The sequence below is a fragment of the Terrabacter sp. Ter38 genome (assembly GCF_024519435.1).
Taxonomy (GTDB): domain Bacteria; phylum Actinomycetota; class Actinomycetes; order Actinomycetales; family Dermatophilaceae; genus Terrabacter.
Genome location: NZ_JALJRZ010000001.1, coordinates 641,518 through 656,575, shown reverse-complemented (window position 1 = coordinate 656,575; position 15,058 = coordinate 641,518). Strand labels below are relative to the sequence as shown.

At 72.4% G+C, this 15,058-nt stretch carries 15 protein-coding genes; 10 read left to right on the top strand and 5 right to left on the bottom strand.

What is annotated here, in order from left to right; translation table 11 throughout:
* The first annotated feature begins 14 nt into the window (after nucleotides 1-14).
* A complete protein-coding gene (gene thiL, locus NR112_RS03025) occupies nucleotides 15-983 on the top strand; it encodes a thiamine-phosphate kinase (RefSeq protein WP_256792844.1) in 969 nt (322 codons plus the stop codon).
* Nucleotides 984-1,181: 198 nt separating this feature from the next.
* On the opposite strand, the gene rpmB is transcribed toward thiL, so the two are convergent.
* On the bottom strand, nucleotides 1,182-1,370 hold the full coding sequence (gene rpmB, locus NR112_RS03020) for a 50S ribosomal protein L28 (RefSeq protein ID WP_020142801.1): 189 nt from the start codon (nucleotides 1,368-1,370) through the stop codon (nucleotides 1,182-1,184).
* A 166-nt stretch (nucleotides 1,371-1,536) separates the two neighbouring features.
* Nucleotides 1,537-2,319 (bottom strand): fructosamine kinase family protein, encoded by a 783-nt coding sequence (locus NR112_RS03015; RefSeq protein WP_256792495.1) that lies wholly within the window; start codon nucleotides 2,317-2,319, stop codon nucleotides 1,537-1,539.
* A gap of 165 nt (nucleotides 2,320-2,484) precedes the next feature.
* Between NR112_RS03015 and NR112_RS03010 the strand changes: the two genes are divergently transcribed.
* The 8 genes from NR112_RS03010 (at nucleotide 2,485) to mutM (ending at nucleotide 10,190) form a co-directional block, all read left to right on the top strand.
* Nucleotides 2,485-4,263, top strand: coding sequence for a DAK2 domain-containing protein (locus NR112_RS03010; RefSeq protein ID WP_256792494.1), 1,779 nt, complete (start codon nucleotides 2,485-2,487; stop codon nucleotides 4,261-4,263).
* A 1-nt stretch (nucleotide 4,264) separates the two neighbouring features.
* A complete protein-coding gene (locus NR112_RS03005; protein WP_256792493.1) occupies nucleotides 4,265-6,526 on the top strand; it encodes an ATP-dependent DNA helicase RecG in 2,262 nt (753 codons plus the stop codon).
* A 1-nt stretch (nucleotide 6,527) separates the two neighbouring features.
* Nucleotides 6,528-7,109, top strand: coding sequence for a 16S rRNA (guanine(966)-N(2))-methyltransferase RsmD (gene rsmD, locus NR112_RS03000; protein ID WP_256792492.1), 582 nt, complete (start codon nucleotides 6,528-6,530; stop codon nucleotides 7,107-7,109).
* A 55-nt stretch (nucleotides 7,110-7,164) separates the two neighbouring features.
* Nucleotides 7,165-7,665, top strand: a complete 501-nt coding sequence (gene coaD / locus NR112_RS02995; RefSeq protein ID WP_256792491.1) for a pantetheine-phosphate adenylyltransferase — start codon at nucleotides 7,165-7,167, stop codon at nucleotides 7,663-7,665.
* 89 nt (nucleotides 7,666-7,754) lie between these two features.
* Complete coding sequence (locus NR112_RS02990) at nucleotides 7,755-8,330, top strand: DUF177 domain-containing protein (protein ID WP_256792490.1); 576 nt, start codon at nucleotides 7,755-7,757, stop codon at nucleotides 8,328-8,330.
* Nucleotide 8,331: 1 nt separating this feature from the next.
* Nucleotides 8,332-8,526 carry a 50S ribosomal protein L32 gene (gene rpmF / locus NR112_RS02985; RefSeq protein WP_020142793.1) on the top strand — a complete coding sequence of 65 codons (195 nt, stop codon included), beginning with the start codon at nucleotides 8,332-8,334 and terminating at the stop codon, nucleotides 8,524-8,526.
* 52 nt (nucleotides 8,527-8,578) lie between these two features.
* Complete coding sequence (gene rnc / locus NR112_RS02980; protein ID WP_374511450.1) at nucleotides 8,579-9,322, top strand: ribonuclease III; 744 nt, start codon at nucleotides 8,579-8,581, stop codon at nucleotides 9,320-9,322.
* A gap of 7 nt (nucleotides 9,323-9,329) precedes the next feature.
* A complete protein-coding gene (mutM, locus tag NR112_RS02975; protein ID WP_256792488.1) occupies nucleotides 9,330-10,190 on the top strand; it encodes a bifunctional DNA-formamidopyrimidine glycosylase/DNA-(apurinic or apyrimidinic site) lyase in 861 nt (286 codons plus the stop codon).
* Nucleotides 10,191-10,259: 69 nt separating this feature from the next.
* Here the strand turns inward: mutM and NR112_RS02970 are convergent, their stop codons facing one another.
* Genes NR112_RS02970 through NR112_RS02960 form a run of 3 tightly spaced genes read right to left on the bottom strand, consistent with a single transcriptional unit; the run spans nucleotide 10,260 to nucleotide 13,698 of the window.
* Nucleotides 10,260-10,592 carry a hypothetical protein gene (locus NR112_RS02970; protein ID WP_256792487.1) on the bottom strand — a complete coding sequence of 111 codons (333 nt, stop codon included), beginning with the start codon at nucleotides 10,590-10,592 and terminating at the stop codon, nucleotides 10,260-10,262.
* Between the two features lie 13 nt (nucleotides 10,593-10,605).
* Complete coding sequence (locus NR112_RS02965; protein ID WP_256792486.1) at nucleotides 10,606-12,363, bottom strand: sodium:solute symporter family protein; 1,758 nt, start codon at nucleotides 12,361-12,363, stop codon at nucleotides 10,606-10,608.
* A gap of 60 nt (nucleotides 12,364-12,423) precedes the next feature.
* Nucleotides 12,424-13,698 (bottom strand): NAD(P)/FAD-dependent oxidoreductase, encoded by a 1,275-nt coding sequence (locus NR112_RS02960; RefSeq protein WP_256792485.1) that lies wholly within the window; start codon nucleotides 13,696-13,698, stop codon nucleotides 12,424-12,426.
* 23 nt (nucleotides 13,699-13,721) lie between these two features.
* On the opposite strand from NR112_RS02960, the gene NR112_RS02955 reads away from it, so the two are divergent.
* Nucleotides 13,722-15,017, top strand: a complete 1,296-nt coding sequence (locus NR112_RS02955) for a hydroxyacid-oxoacid transhydrogenase (RefSeq protein ID WP_256792484.1) — start codon at nucleotides 13,722-13,724, stop codon at nucleotides 15,015-15,017.
* Nucleotides 15,018-15,058: the final 41 nt, after the last annotated feature.

Below are 15,058 nucleotides of genomic sequence, written 5' to 3'. Positions count from 1 at the left end.
TCCAGCGTGGGCCGATGATGACGGGCGGGACGCCCTTGCGCGACCTCGACGAGGACGAGCTGCTCGGGCGCATCCTCCCGGGCTTCCCGGGCACCGACGAGCTGCTCGTGGCCCCGGGTGACGACGCCGCGGTCCTGCGCACGTCCGAGCGCACGATCGCCACGACGGACACCGTCGTCCTCGGCCGCGACTGGCTCGACGTGTGGTCCTCCGGCGCGGACATCGGGCACAAGGTCGTGGCCCAGAACCTCGCCGACGTCGCGGCCATGGGCGGCCGGCCCACGGGGATCCTCGTCACGCTCGTCGCCGACCCGGACCTGTCGTTGGAGTGGGTGCTCGACCACGTGGGCGGCCTGGCGCAGGCGTGCGCGGCCGCGGGCGTGGCCGTGCTCGGTGGAGACCTCTCGTCGGCGCCCCCCGGCGTCGTCATGGTCTCGGTCACGGCGCTCGGCCGCCTGGACGGCGAGCCGGTGCTCCGTTCGGGGGCGAGGCCCGGGGACGTCCTCGCCGTCCACGGGTCGCTCGGCCTCGCCGACGCGGGCCTGCGCCTGCTCCGGGCCGACGCCGTCGAGCGGCACCCGGTGGCGGTCGCCCGTCAGCGACGTCCCGAGCCCCCGCTCGCGGCCGGGCCCGAGGCGGCGGCCGCCGGGGCGACGGCGATGCTCGACCTCAGTGACGGCCTGCTGCGCGACGGCGGCCGCATCGCCCGGGCCAGCCGCGTCGTCATCGACCTCGACCGCCGGGCGCTCGCCGCAGACGTGGAGGCGTTGACCGAGGCCCTCGGGGCCGAGACCGCGCTCGACTGCGTGCTGGCCGGCGGCGAGGAGCACTCGCTGCTCGCGACCTTCCCGGCGGGGCAGCTGCCGAGCGGGTGGCGACGCATCGGGTCGGTGCGGGCTCCCGAGGACGGTGAGGTCGCCGGCATCCTCGTCGACGGCCGCGTCGTCACCCACACCGGCTGGGACCACTTCCGCGGCGCCTGACCGGGGCGGCGGGCGGCGGCCACGGGAGCGGGCTCGCGGAGGCCCGTGCGCCGGGGCGACGCCACGTGCGCGATCACGGGCCTGACGAGGTATGCCGTCGTGTCCGGACGCGGACGGTCACCTCGAGCCGATGCCGGCGGGCACGACAAAGGCCGGCCCCCTCGGGGGACCGGCCTTCAGCGTTGTGGTGAGGGACGTTCAGCGAACGACCTTGCCTGCCTTGAGGCAGGAGGTGCAGACGTTGAGTCGCTTCGGCGTCACACCGTCCACCAGCGTCCGAACGCGCTGGATGTTGGGGTTCCAGCGGCGCTTGGTGCGGCGGTGCGAGTGCGAGATGTTGTGACCGAAGCTCGGTCCCTTGCCGCAGACGTCGCAGTTGGCAGCCACGGGTATCTCCTGAAATTCGATGTTGACGAAGTGCTGAGCTCCACCACTGGATCGGGGCAGACGCACGAGGGCGCGCGTCACCCCGCAGTCACGGGGGGAACCGGTAAAGCGTAGCCGACGAGATGCTCGGACGACAAAACGGCGTGAGCACCCCGCCGACCCTGCCTCACGCGAACGTTTGGGCCGTCTCGACGAGCTGGGCGGCGTACGCAGGTCCGTGCGACGCCGCGTGCACGGCGAGCGGGTGCAGCTGGTGCAGGCCCACGAGCTCGCGCCACCCCGGGCGAAGTCCGGCGGTCTCCTCGTAGGCGGCGACGACGCGGCCCAGGCCCGGGCACCCGAAGAGGGCCAGCATCGCGAGGTCGGTGAGACCGTGCCCGCCGTGCGCGGCCGGGTCGATGAGGACAGCGCCGTCGGCGGTGAACACGACGTTGCCGGCCCACAGGTCGCCGTGGATGCGAGCGGGTGGCCGGTCGTCGTCGAGGGCGCCGGACGCGAGTCGGTCGCACACGCGGTCGACGGTGCGGGCCCCGGCGGCGTCGAGGTGACCGCGGTCGAGCGCCCGGCGCACGAAGGGGCGCACCCGCTGCTCGGCGTAGAACAGGCCCCACGACGCCGTCGGCTCGTTCCTCTGCGTCTGGCGCCCGATCCAGGCGTCACCGGTCCAGCCGGCAGGGGGAGACCCGAAGGCCGGCGCGCCCGCAGCATGGGTCACGGCGAGACCCCGCCCGAGGGCCTCGGCCGCGTCCTCCGTCGGACGAGCGGGGTGCAGCCGGACGAGGTCGATGTGCCGGGCACCGACGCCGCGGACCTCGACGACGCGGGCGCCGCCGCGCGCCTGCGCCTCCCCGAGCCAGCGCAGACCGGCAGCCTCGACCTCGAAGAAGCCGGCGGGGGCAGCGGGCCACGACTTCCGGTGGGCGGGGGAGGCGCTCGACACCGCGCCCACGCTAGTCGCCCGGTGTCGTCGGCGGTCCCGACCGTCGAGGCGCGCCCACGACACCGGTCCGGCACGGGACTGGTGCATGCGACCGTCCGGACGAGGCGCTAGCCTGCCGAGCATCGGCGAGCCGATCCCCAGGCCGATGGACACGCACGACGAGCAGGAGGTCCGATGCCCGGCGCAGCGCCGCCGCCCGACGGGCCGCTCAGCCTGCTCGACCTCGTCGCGGTCCGCCGTTGGGCCGTGCTGACCCGGTCGCTCTTCGCGGCACGCCGCGCCGAGATCGACGCCCTCAACGTCTTCCCCGTCCCCGACGGGGACACGGGCACGAACCTCTACCTCACCTTCGACGGCGCGGTCGAGCGGACCCTCGCCACCGCGGACGTCACGACAGCCGACGCCCTGCTCGCGGTCTTCGCCCGGCACCTTCTCTGGACCGCCCGGGGCAACTCCGGCGTCATCCTCAGCCAGCTGGCCCGCGGGCTCGCCGAGGGCTGCGCCGGGGCAGCCGAGATCGACGGCCGGGTCCTCGCCGAGGGTCTGCAGCACGCGGAGAAGCGCGCCCGCCAGGCGGTGACGGACCCCAAGGAGGGGACGATCCTCACGGTGGCCCGTGCCATGGCCGTCGCCGCCGCCCGGGCCGCCGGGTCCACCGCCCCCGGGTCGTATGCCGTCAGCGACGGCCCCGACGTGCCCGCCTCGGGTGCCCCCGCAGCAGGCGATGAGGCCGTCGGCGTGCACGCCGTCGCCCTCGCGGCCCTCGACGCCTCCCGGGAGGCTCTCGAGCACACGCCCGAGCAGCTCGAGGTGCTGGCTCGTGCCGGCGTCGTCGACGCCGGGGGAGCCGGGCTCGTCGTGCTCCTCGAGTGCCTCGAGCGGGTGTGCGCCGGCCAGCGCGCTCGCTCCGGGGCCGACGCCTCCGACCGCCGCTCCCGGCGTCGGCCCGACCCCCGGAGCGCGGCGCTCAGCGCGGCTCGTCCGGCCGACGGCGCCGAAGGTCCCGCTATCCCGGAGTTCGAGGTGATGTACCTCCTGCGCGACTCCGACGACACCGCTGTGGACGCCCTGCGCGCCCGCCTCGTCGAGCTCGGCGACTCGGTGCTCGTCGTCGGCGGCGACGGGGAGTGGAACGTCCACGCCCACGTCGACGACGCAGGCGCCGCCGTCGAGGCCGGCATCGAGGCCGGCCGCCCGCACCGGGTGCGCATCACCCGCCTCACCGACGAGCACGGCCACGGCACGCGCGTTCCCCGGGGCGACGGTGCCGGCACCTCAGCGGGTGGCGCCGCCATCGTCGCGTGCGCCGCCGGGGTCGGCCTCGAGGGGCTCTTCGAGGACGCCGGTGCGGTCGTGGTCCGCTCTGGTCCTGGTCGGAGGGCCTCGACCGGCGGCCTGATCGACGCCATCCGCCAGCAGCACGCGCGCGGTGCCTCGGGCGTCGTCGTCCTGCCCAACGACGGCGACACGCTCCTGGCCGCGGCCGCCGCCGTGCGTGCGGTGGCCGACGACGGCATCGAGGCCCACCTCGTCCACGTCCGCACGGCCGTGCAGGGCATCGCCGCCCTCGCCGTCTTCGAGCCGACGGCGGCGGCGTCGGCCAACGTGCTCGCCATGCAGGCGGCGGCGTCGGCGACCCGGCACGGCGCGGTCACCGTGGCCAACCGGGCGGCGCTGACGAGCGGCGGCCCGTGCGAGGCGGGTGACGTGCTCGGCGTCGTCGACGGTGACGTCGTCATCGTCGGCTCCGACCAGCTCGACGTCTCCCGCCAGGTCGTGCAGCGGCTGCTCGCGAGCGGCGGTGAGCTGCTGACGGTCGTGGCGGGTGTCGACGCGCCCGACGGGCTGCTCGAGGCCGTGACCGCCGAGGCCCGCGTCGCCCACCACGGCGTCGAGGTCTCGCTCCTCGACGGCGGCCAGGCGGTCTACTCCGTGCTGCTCGGGGTGGAGTGAGGTGCCGGTGCTCACCGAGGACTCGCCGCTCAGCAAGCTCGTCAAGAAGAACGAGGCCGAGCAGCTGGCCCGCACCAAGGGGCTGCTCAGCGTCGCCGACCTCTTCGAGTTCGTGCCCCGTCGCTATGTCCGCCCCGGGCAGCTGACCGACCTCTCGTCGCTGCGTGTCGGTGAGGACGTCCTCGTCGTCGCAGAGGTCAAGAAGGCCACGTCCCGGCCCATGCGCAACCGACGCGGCAAGATGCTCACCGTCGTCATCGGCGACGACCGCGGCAACGAGCTCGACGTCACCTTCTTCAGCGCCTACGGCCACGAGGGCAAGCTCACGGTGGGCGTACGCGGCTTCTTCGTCGGTCAGATCGGCGCCTACGGCCAGCGCCTGCAGCTGACGCATCCCGAGTACGAGCTCTTCGACGACGACGCCGAGGGGGAGGCCGCCGTCGAGTGGTACCGGACCCACCGTGTCCCGGTCTACTCGACGACGGGCAAGCTCAACTCGCTGCGCCTGCGCAAGCTCGTGCACACCGCGCTCGACAGCGTCGACCGCATCCGCGAGCCGGTCCCCGACGACGTACGCGCGGCGCGGGGTCTCGTCGACCGTGCCGTCGCGCTCGAGCTCGTCCACCGGCCCGCCGTCGACGACCAGCCGTCCCGCGGGCTCGACCGGCTCAAGTACGACGAGGCGTTCGTCCTCCAGACGATCCTCGCCCAGCGCCGCAAGGCCGCAGAGTCCGAGCTCGCGACGCCGCGGCTTCCCCGTCCCGGCGGCCTGCTGGCCGCCTTCGACGCCCGGCTGCCCTTCGAGCTCACGGTCGGACAGCGCGAGATCGGCGAGGTGCTGACGACCGAGCTCGCGTCCGACCGCCCGATGCATCGGCTCCTCCAGGGCGAGGTCGGCTCGGGCAAGACGGTGGTCGCGCTGCGGGCCATGCTCGCCGCCATCGACGCGGGTGGCCAGGCGGCCCTCCTCGCCCCCACCGAGGTCCTGGCGGCCCAGCACCACCGCTCGATCACGGCCATGCTCGGCGACCTCGCGCAGGGCGGCATGCTCGGCGGATCCGAGTTCGGGACCACCGTCGCGCTGCTCACCGGGAGCCAGAACGCCGCGACCCGCCGCCGCTCCCTGCTCGACGCGGCCTCCGGCGAGGCTGGCATCGTCGTCGGCACCCATGCGCTCATCCAGAAGCACGTCCAGTTCGCCGACCTCGCCCTCGTCGTCGTCGACGAGCAGCACCGTTTCGGTGTCGAGCAGCGAGATGCCCTGCGAGAGAAGGGCATCCGGCCGCCTCACGTGCTCGTCATGACGGCGACCCCGATCCCGCGCACCGTCGCGATGACGGTCTTCGGCGACATGGAGACCTCGACGCTGCGTGAGCTGCCGCGCGGTCGCTCACCCATCACGACCCACGTCGTCGACGCCGACCGTCCCGGCTGGGTCGACCGCACGTGGCAGCGCGTCGCCGAGGAGGTCGCCAAGGGCCACCAGGCCTACGTCGTCTGCCCGCGCATCGGTGACGTCGACGACGAGGCCGCTCTCGCCCCGGGAGGCAGCGCCGCCTCCGGCGACACGTCCGACGAGGACGCCGGCTGGGAGGCCCACTGGGAGGGCGACGAGGGAGAGGTCGAGGGCGACGCTCCCGAGCGGGAGCTGACCGGCGTCTACGCGATGCTCAGCACGTTGCGTGCCACCCCGGCCCTCGACGGCATCCGCGTCGGGGTGCTCCACGGCCGGCTCGACCCCGATGCCAAGGACGCCACGATGCGGGCCTTCAGTGGCGGCGAGATCGACGTCCTCGTCGCCACGACGGTCATCGAGGTCGGCGTCGACGTGCCGAACGCCTCCGTCATGGTCGTCGTCGACGCCGACCGGTTCGGCATCTCGCAGCTGCACCAGCTGCGCGGACGCGTCGGCCGCGGTGCGGTGCCCGGACTCTGCCTGCTCATGACCCAGGGCGCGGGGGAGCGGGCCGCCGCGCGCCTCGACCAGGTCGCCGCGACGACCGACGGGTTCGAGCTGGCCCGCGCCGACCTGCTCCTGCGCCGCGAGGGCGACGTGCTCGGGGCGCGCCAGAGCGGCCGCGGCAACTCCGTGCGTCACCTGCGCCTCGGGAGACTCGAGGACGAACAGATCATCGCCGACGCCCGCGAGGACGCCTTCGCGCTCGTCGACGCCGACCCGGGGCTGCGCGAGCACCCGGCGCTCGCCGCCGCCGTCGCGATGCGTCTCGACGAGGAGCAGGCCGTATGGCTCGAGCGGGGCTGACATGACCCGGATCATCAGCGGCACGGCAGGCGGTCGTCGCCTCCAGACACCGCCAGGGTCCTCGACCCGGCCCACGTCCGACCGGGTCCGCGAGGCGCTCTTCAGCCGACTCGAGCACCGCGGGCTGCTCGAGGGAGCGCGCGTCCTCGACCTCTACGCCGGGTCCGGTGCGCTCGGCCTCGAGGCCGCGAGTCGCGGTGCCGCGCAGGTCCTGCTCGTCGAGTCGCACAAGGCTGCCGCGAAGGTCATCCGCGCCAACGCCGCCGTCATCGGGCACCCGGACGTCCGTGTCCTCGCCGACACCGTCGAGCGCGCCCTCGCCGCAGGCCCACCCGCCGGTGTACGGATGGACCTCGTGCTGGTCGACCCGCCCTACGACGTGTCCGAGGATGCTCTCTCAGCCGTGCTCGCCGCGCTCGTCGGGCACCAGTGGCTCGCACGCGACGCGTTCGTCGTCGTCGAGCGCTCGAGCCGCTCACCGCAACCGACGTGGCCCGAGGGGCTCGAGCTCTCCGGCGAGAAGCGCTACGGCGAGACCGCGATGTGGTTCGCCGAGCCGCCGCCGAGCGACGTCGTCGCGTGAGCCCGTGGCGCGAGGTTCACGCGCCGCCCGGGACCCGGACGGTAGGTTGGGCCGCGTGACGAGCGAAGCGCGCCGCTGTGTCTGCCCCGGCTCCTACGACCCGATCACCAACGGTCACGTCGACGTGGTGACCCGGGCCAGCCGGCTGTTCGACGAGGTCGTCGTCGCGATCCTGCACAACCCGAGCAAGCACGGCACGTTCGACATCGAGGAGCGCACCGCTCTCATCGAGCAGTCCGTGGGCCACCTGCCCAACGTGCGCATCGGCGCCTGGGCCGGCACCCTGGTCGTCGACGTGTGTCGCGAGGTCGGAGCCGCGACGATGGTCAAGGGACTGCGGGGCGGCACCGACTTCGCCTACGAGCTGCCGATGGCGCACATGAACCACCACCTCACCGGCGTCGAGACGCTCTTCATCGCTGCCGACCCCACGCTCCAGCACGTCTCGAGCTCGCTGATCAAGGAGGTCGTGCGCTACGGCGGCGACGTCCGCGGCCTCGTGCCGGACCCGGTGCTGGCAGCCCTGACCGAGCGGCTGGGGGAGCGTTCGGGCTGATTTGGGCGCACGGCGAGCCTCTAGTAGCCTTGGAGGTCGGTCCACGTCCGTCTTGGCGCGGGCCGAATCCTCAACTGTGCGCAGGAGTCATGGACCGTCCCGATCCCCGTTCTCCTCTGGTGCTCGACACCAGAGAGCTTGTTCGGCGACCGGGCACGATGCACGAGATCTCGCGCACGGTGACGTTGCCCGACGACCTCGGAACCGACGTCATCGCGATCCAGACCGGCGAGCCGGTCCAGGTCGAGGTGCGCCTCGAGTCCGTCGTCGAAGGTGTCCTCGTCACGGGTTCGGCCAGTGGCACGGCGACCGGCGCCTGCGTGCGGTGCCTGGATCCTCTCGAGCTCGATGTCGAGGGGACCTTCCAGGAGCTGTTCGCCTACGCCGACCGGGCGGCGCACCACCACGAGGTGGGAGCCGACTCGGACGAGGACGAGGTGCACGAGCTGGTCGGTGACCTCATCGACCTCGAGCCCGTGCTCCGGGACGCTGTCGTGCCGACGTTGCCGTTCCAACCGGTGTGTCGGCCTGACTGCCCGGGGTTGTGTTCCGAGTGTGGGATGCACCTCGCGGAGGACCCCGACCATCATCATGAAGTGATCGACCCGAGGTGGTCGTCCCTCAGCGGACTGCTGGGGAACGACCCGCAAGAGAAGAGGAACTGACGTGGCTGTCCCGAAGCGGAAGATGTCGCGCTCCAACACCCGTTCGCGTCGCGCGAACTGGAAGGCAACGCCGACGACGCTCACCACGTGCCCCCAGTGCGGTGCGGCGACCCAGCCGCACATCGCGTGCCCCTCGTGTGGCACGTACAAGGGCCGTCACTACGCCGCTGCCGAGCGCACCGAGCACCAGGCCTGATCACCCCGTGAGCAGCCCCGTGAGCAGCATTGGTGCTGGGGGTGTTCCGGCGGTGCCGCAGCGGCCCGTCGATGCTCTGATCGCCCACCTCCGCGAGGTGGTCGGCCAGGACATCGACGAGCCGCTGCTCCTGCGTGCCCTGACGCACCGGTCGTACGCCTACGAGAACGGTGGCCTGCCCAACAACGAGCGCCTCGAGTTCCTCGGCGACTCCGTGCTGGGCCTCGTCGTCACCGAGTCGCTCTACCGTGAGCACCCCGACCTCGCCGAGGGGCAGCTGGCCAAGCTGCGCGCCGCCGTCGTCAACATGCGGGCGCTCGCCGACGTCGCTCGGGTCTTCGACCTCGGGCAGTACGTCATGCTCGGCAAGGGCGAGGAGGCTACGGGCGGCCGCGACAAGGCCTCGATCCTGGCCGACACCCTCGAGGCGCTCATCGGCACGGTGTTCCTGTCGACCGACATCGACTTCGCAGCACGCTTCGTGCACCACCACTTCGATCCCCTGATCGAGGAGGCTGCCACGCTGGGCGCGGGTCTCGACTGGAAGACGAGCCTCCAGGAGATGGCGGCCGGCTCGGCCCTCGGGTCGCCGGAGTACCGCGTCAGCGAGCAGGGACCCGACCACGAGAAGGAGTTCCACGCCCGCGTCGTCGTCGGCGAGGAGATCCTCGGCGAGGGTCGCGGCCGCTCGAAGAAGGAAGCCGAGCAGAAGGCCGCCAAGGAGGCCTGGCACACGCTCGACGGTCGTCGCAGCGCCGCCGTGTCGTCGGCGGCCACGGGCCGTACGCAAGCCTGAGCCGCGCGTGCCGGAGCTGCCCGAGGTCGAGGTCGTCCGCCGCGGCCTCGCCGACCACGTCGTGGGTCGCCATGTCACGCGTGCCCGCATCACGGGCGTCCGCGTCGCGCGTCGTCACGACGCCGGGCCGGAGGACCTCGCCGCGCGACTGCACGACGTCACGGTCACGGCCGCCTCGCGTCGCGGCAAGTACCTCTGGCTCGCGCTCGACGGCGAGGACGCGCTCATCGTGCATCTCGGCATGAGCGGCCAGATGCTCGTCGAGCCCGCCGACGCTCCGCTCGAGAAGCACTGCCACGCCCGCTTCGACTTCGCCGACGACGGGCCGCAGCTGCGCTTCGTCGACCAGCGCACCTTCGGCGGCCTCGCGCTGTCGCCCCTGCGTCCCGACGGCATCCCCGAGTCCGTGGCCCACATCGCGCCCGACCCCTTCGAGCCGGTCTACGACCTGGCGGCCGTCGTGCGGCGGATGAAGCAGCGCGACAGTGCGGTCAAGCGGGCTCTGCTCGACCAGTCGCTCGTGTCCGGTATCGGCAACATCTACGCCGACGAGGCGCTGTGGCGCGCCAAGGTGCACGGGGAACGGCTGTGCTCGTCGCTGACGAAGCCGACGCTCTCCGCCATCCTCGACCGAGCGCGCGAGGTCATGGCGGAGGCGCTCGGGCAGGGGGGCACGAGCTTCGACTCGCTCTACGTCAACGTCAACGGGGCGAGCGGCTACTTCGACCGGTCGCTCCACGCATACGGCCGCGCCGGCACGCCCTGCGACCGGTGCGGCACGATCATGCGGCGGGAGCAGTTCATGAACCGCTCGTCCTTCTCGTGCCCCGTCTGCCAGCCTCGCCCGAGACGCCGGACCGCGTCCTGACCGTCGGGAACGGTGGACGGGGCACGGCGTCTCGTCAGGTCGGTCCGGCGGCGAACCGTGCCGGTCGAGTCAGCTCCCCGTCGGGCGACGCTTCGGCGCGGGACGCGCCGGGTCGTCGTCGACGGGCTCGACGTGCGCGGGCACGACGATCGGCTTGATCCGCGCCCAGACGAAGAAGAACGCGCTCATGAGGAGCAGGACGATGCCGGCCCACAGGTTGGCGTTGACGCCGCCGGTCTTCTGCAGCGCCTGGTCCCCGAAGATGCCCATGACGAGGAGGATCAGGCCGTAGAGGCCCAGCAGGGCGCCGATGAAGTTGCGGATGTCGAAGGCGCCCGCGGTGTGCTTCTCGCCCCGCGTGCCGTCGGGGTCAGGCGCGTCGAGCCGGTGGTGGTCACTCATGTCGAGGCTCCTGTCAGAACAAGAAGTTGAGGACGATGACGAGGCCGAGGGAGATGCCGGCCAGGGGCAGGGTGCGGCGGAACCACGGCATCGTGCGCTCCTGGGGGTCGACGAGCTCCTCCCTCGGCGTCTCGGAGTAGACGAGGCCGCGCAGCTCGGCGGACGACTTGGGCTCGGTCACGAGCGACACGCCGACGCTGAGCACGATGTCGACGACGAACGCCGCGGATGCCGCCACGAACGCCGCGCCCTGGCCGCTCAGCGGGATGACCCCGAGGCTCGCCGACCCGAAGCCGTCCTCGCTGAGGAAGGCGACGAGCACGGCGGAGAGCGTGCCGGCCGTCAGGCCGACCCACCCGGCCGTTGCCGTCATCCGCTTCCAGAACATGCCGAGGATGAAGGTTGCGAAGAGCGGTGCGTTGAAGAACCCGAACAGCGACTGGAGGTAGTCCATGACGTTGCTGAAGGAGCTGGCGATGGTGGCCGTGAAGATCGCGACGACCGTCGCTCCCACCGTGGCCAGCCGGCCGATGTGCAGGTAGTAGTCGTCACTGTGGTCCTTGCGGATGTAGCGCTGCCACAGGTCGTAGCTGAAGACGGTGTTGAACGCCGAGATGTTGGCGGCCATGCCGGCCATGAAGGCGGCGAGCAGTCCCGCTATCGCGACGCCGAGCAGCCCGTTGGGCAGGATGTCGCGCATGAGCAGGAGCAGTGAGTCGTTGTACTTCACGCCCTCGCCCGACGCTCCGCCCGGTGGGGTGCCGCCCGCCTTGAGCTCGCCGATCTCCTTGACGAGCACGGCGGCGACCATGCCGGGAATGATGACGATGAAGGGCACGAACATCTTGGCGAACGACCCGATGATGGGTGTCTTGCGAGCAGCCGACATCGAGTTGGAGGCCATGGCCCTCTGCACCTCGACGAAGTTCGTCGTCCAGTAGCCGAAGGACAGGACGAAGCCCAGGCCGAAGACGATGCCGACGACCGACCAGAACGGCGAGTCGAAGCCCGAGAGCGCCTGGCCCGGCCACGAGTGCAGCTGCTGCTCGGCCGACGGGACGCCCGCCGACGCCGGAGCCGACGTGGCGAACTCGGTGATCTTGTCCTTGAGGCCCTGGTAGCCGCCGACGCGGTGCAGGCCGATCAGCGTCAGCGGCAGCAGGGCGGCCACGATGACGAAGAACTGGAGCACCTCGTTGTAGATGGCGGCCGAGAGGCCACCGAGTGTGATGTACGACAGGACGATCGCGGCGGCGACGAGCAGCGCCACCCAGAGCGGCCAGCCGAGCAGCGCGTGCACGATCGAGCCGAGCAGGTAGAGGTTGACGCCGGCGATGAGCAGCTGCGCGACGGCGAAGCTGATCGAGTTGACGAGGTGGGCCCCGGTGCCGAAGCGGCGGAACATGAACTCGGGGACCGAGCGCACCTTCGAGCCGTAGTAGAAGGGCATCATCACGACGCCGAGGAAGAGCATGGCGGGGATGGCGCCGACCCAGAAGTAGTGCACGGACGAGATGCCGAGCTCAGCCCCGTTGGCCGACATGCCCATGATCTCGACGGCACCGAGGTTCGCCGAGATGAAGGCGAGACCGGTGACCCAGGCCGGCAGGGACCGGCCGGAGAGGAAGAAGTCGATGGAGTCGGACACCGCGCGCCTCGCCATGACCCCGATGCCGAGGACGAAGACGAAGTAGAGGGCGATGATGAGGTAGTCGACCGGTTTGGCGCTGATGAGGGCGTCCGCCGTGGGCAGACCCGCCAGTGCGTGCATGCGTTCAGTCCCTTCGTTGGGCGACGACCGACGCTAGCGCAGCCCGTGGAGCCAGGCGAGTCAGGATGTGCGAGTGCCGCGTGCCCTCGTGATGAGCCGTTTGAGCGGGACGGAGGTGTCCGCCGCGCTGTCGGCGTCGATCGTCATACCCTTCTCGAGCGCGCGTTTCACGGCGAGGTAGTCGGTCGGGACGCCGACCGACTCGACGGCGATGAGGAGCCCGTCGCGGTAGCTGAGCAGCGAGAAGCGTTCGGCCGCGACGTCGCCCCGGACGACCGTCCGGTCGGCGCCGTGCGGGAGCCCCGCCATCTGGAGTCGTAGGTCGCCCTGGTCGCTCCAGAACCACGGCACGCGGTCATATGCCGTTCGGTGGCCGGTGAGGGTCCCTGCTGCCGCCCGCGCCTGGTCGGTCGCGTGCGGCACGCTCTCCAGCCGCATCGATCCGGCTTCGCCGCGGTCGAAAGGGTTGGGTCCGACGGTGCAGTCGCCGGCCGCGACGGTGACCCCGTCCGAGGTGAGTGCGTGCTCGTCGACGACGATGCCGCGGGTGTCGACGAGCAGGCCGAGCTGCTCGGCGAGCGCCGTGCTGGGTACGGCTCCGATCCCGACGACGAGGAGGTCGGCAGGCACCTCCGTGCCGTTGGCCAGCTCGACTCCCGTCGTCTGGCCGCCCTCGCCGGTCACGCGAACGACGTCGGAGCGCAGGAGGATCCGCGTGCCGCGGCGCTCGTGCGCCCGGAGCACCTCCTCGGACAGCAGCGGGGTGACGGCGCGCCCGAGCAGGCGGTCGGTCAGCTCGACGACGGTGACGCGGGCCCCGAGTTCCCGAGCGCCGGCGGCGATCTCGAGCCCGATGAAGCCACCGCCGACGACGACGACCTCTCGTGCGGCGCGGAGGCGAGGCGCCAGTCGGTCGGCGTCCGCGAGGGTGCGCACCGAGTGGACCCCGTCGAGCTCGGCGCCCTCGACCCCGAGACCGCGGTTGACCGCGCCCGTCGTCAGGGCGAGGCGCTCGAAGGTGAGGGTCCGGCCCGAGGCCGTCGTGGCGCTGCCTCCGGAGGTGTCCCGGCCGATCGACACGACGGGGTCACCCGTGACGAGCTCGACCCCGAGCTCGGCGAACCAGGCGGCGTCGTGGAAGACGAGGGAGCCGCGGTCGTGCTCGCCGCGCAGGTAGCTCTTCGACAGGGGTGGCCGCTCGTAGGGGGGCTCGGGTTCGGCGCCGACGAGCACGACGGGCTGCGTGTCACCGAGCTCGCGCAGGGCCGTGACGAGCGAGATGCCGGCCTGCCCGGCGCCGACGACGAGGGTGCTGACGGTCGCGGCGGTGGCCATGCGTCCCACCCTAGGGTGGGCCCATGACGTGGTCTCCCGCGAACCCCGAGTCCGTCTTCACCTACGGCGCCCCACAGCTGAAGTTCGGGGCAGGCGCGGCGGACGAGATCGGGCACGACCTCCTGGGGCTCGGTGCGTCCCGCGTCCTCGTCGTCACCGACGCCGGCGTGCTCGCGACCGGCTGGCCGGACCGCGTCGCCGAGGGCATCCGCGGTTTCGGGATCGAGGTCGTCGTCCACGACTCGGCGCACGTCGAGCCGACCGATGCGAGCCTCCTTGCCGCGGTCGGGCAGGCCCGAGCGGACGGGCCGTTCGACGGCTACGTCGCCGTCGGGGGTGGTTCGGCCATCGACACCGCGAAGGCGGTGGACCTGCTCCTCAGCGACGGCGGGGAGCTCATGGACTACGTCAACGCGCCCGTCGGTGCCGGTCGCGCGCCGACCCGCCCGCTCGCGCCCCTCGTCGCGGTGCCCACGACGACGGGGACCGGAGCCGAGAGCACGACGATCTGCGTCCTCGACGTGCTCTCGCTCAAGGTCAAGACGGGCATCAGCCACGTGCGCCTCCGGCCGAGCCTCGCCGTCGTCGACCCGCGACTCACGGCCAGCCAGCCCGCGGGGGTGACGGCGAGCGCCGGCATGGACATCCTCTGCCACGCCCTCGAGAGCTGGACGGCGCGGCCATTCACGAGCTACGAGCGCAAGCAGCCCGCTGAGCGCGTCCCCTACTGCGGCAGCAACCCCATCGCCGACATGTGGTCCGAGCGCGCGATGTCCTTGCTGACCAAGGCGTTCCGGAGGGCCGTCCGTGACGGCTCCGACGAGTCCGCCCGCGGCGAGATGGCGCTCGCGGCGACGTTCGCCGGCCTCGGGTTCGGCAACGCGGGCGTCCACGTGCCGCACGCCAACGCGTACCCCATCGCCGGTCGGGTGCGCGACTTCCACCCGGACGGATACCCGAGCGACGAGCCGATGGTGCCGCACGGCATGGCGGTCGCGCTCACGGCGCCCGAGGCGTTCCGGTGGACCTTCGGGTCCGACCCCGAACGACACCTCGCCGCGGCCCGGCTCCTCGACCCGGAGCACGGCAGCCGCTGGGAGTCCGCGCCCCGCGACGTGCTGCCCGGCGTCCTCGTCGACCTCATGCGCGACATCGACATGCCGAACGGCCTTCGTGGCGTCGGCTACGACGAGCGCGACGTCGAGGCCCTCGTGGAGGGCTCGCTCAAGCAGCAGCGGCTGCTCGCGACGAGCCCTCGCGAGGTCGGGCCCGACGACCTCGCCGGCATCATGACCCGCTCGCTGCAGCTCTGGGAATAGCGGTCGACGCGAAGGGAGGGTGGCGGCATACAGTGCCGTCT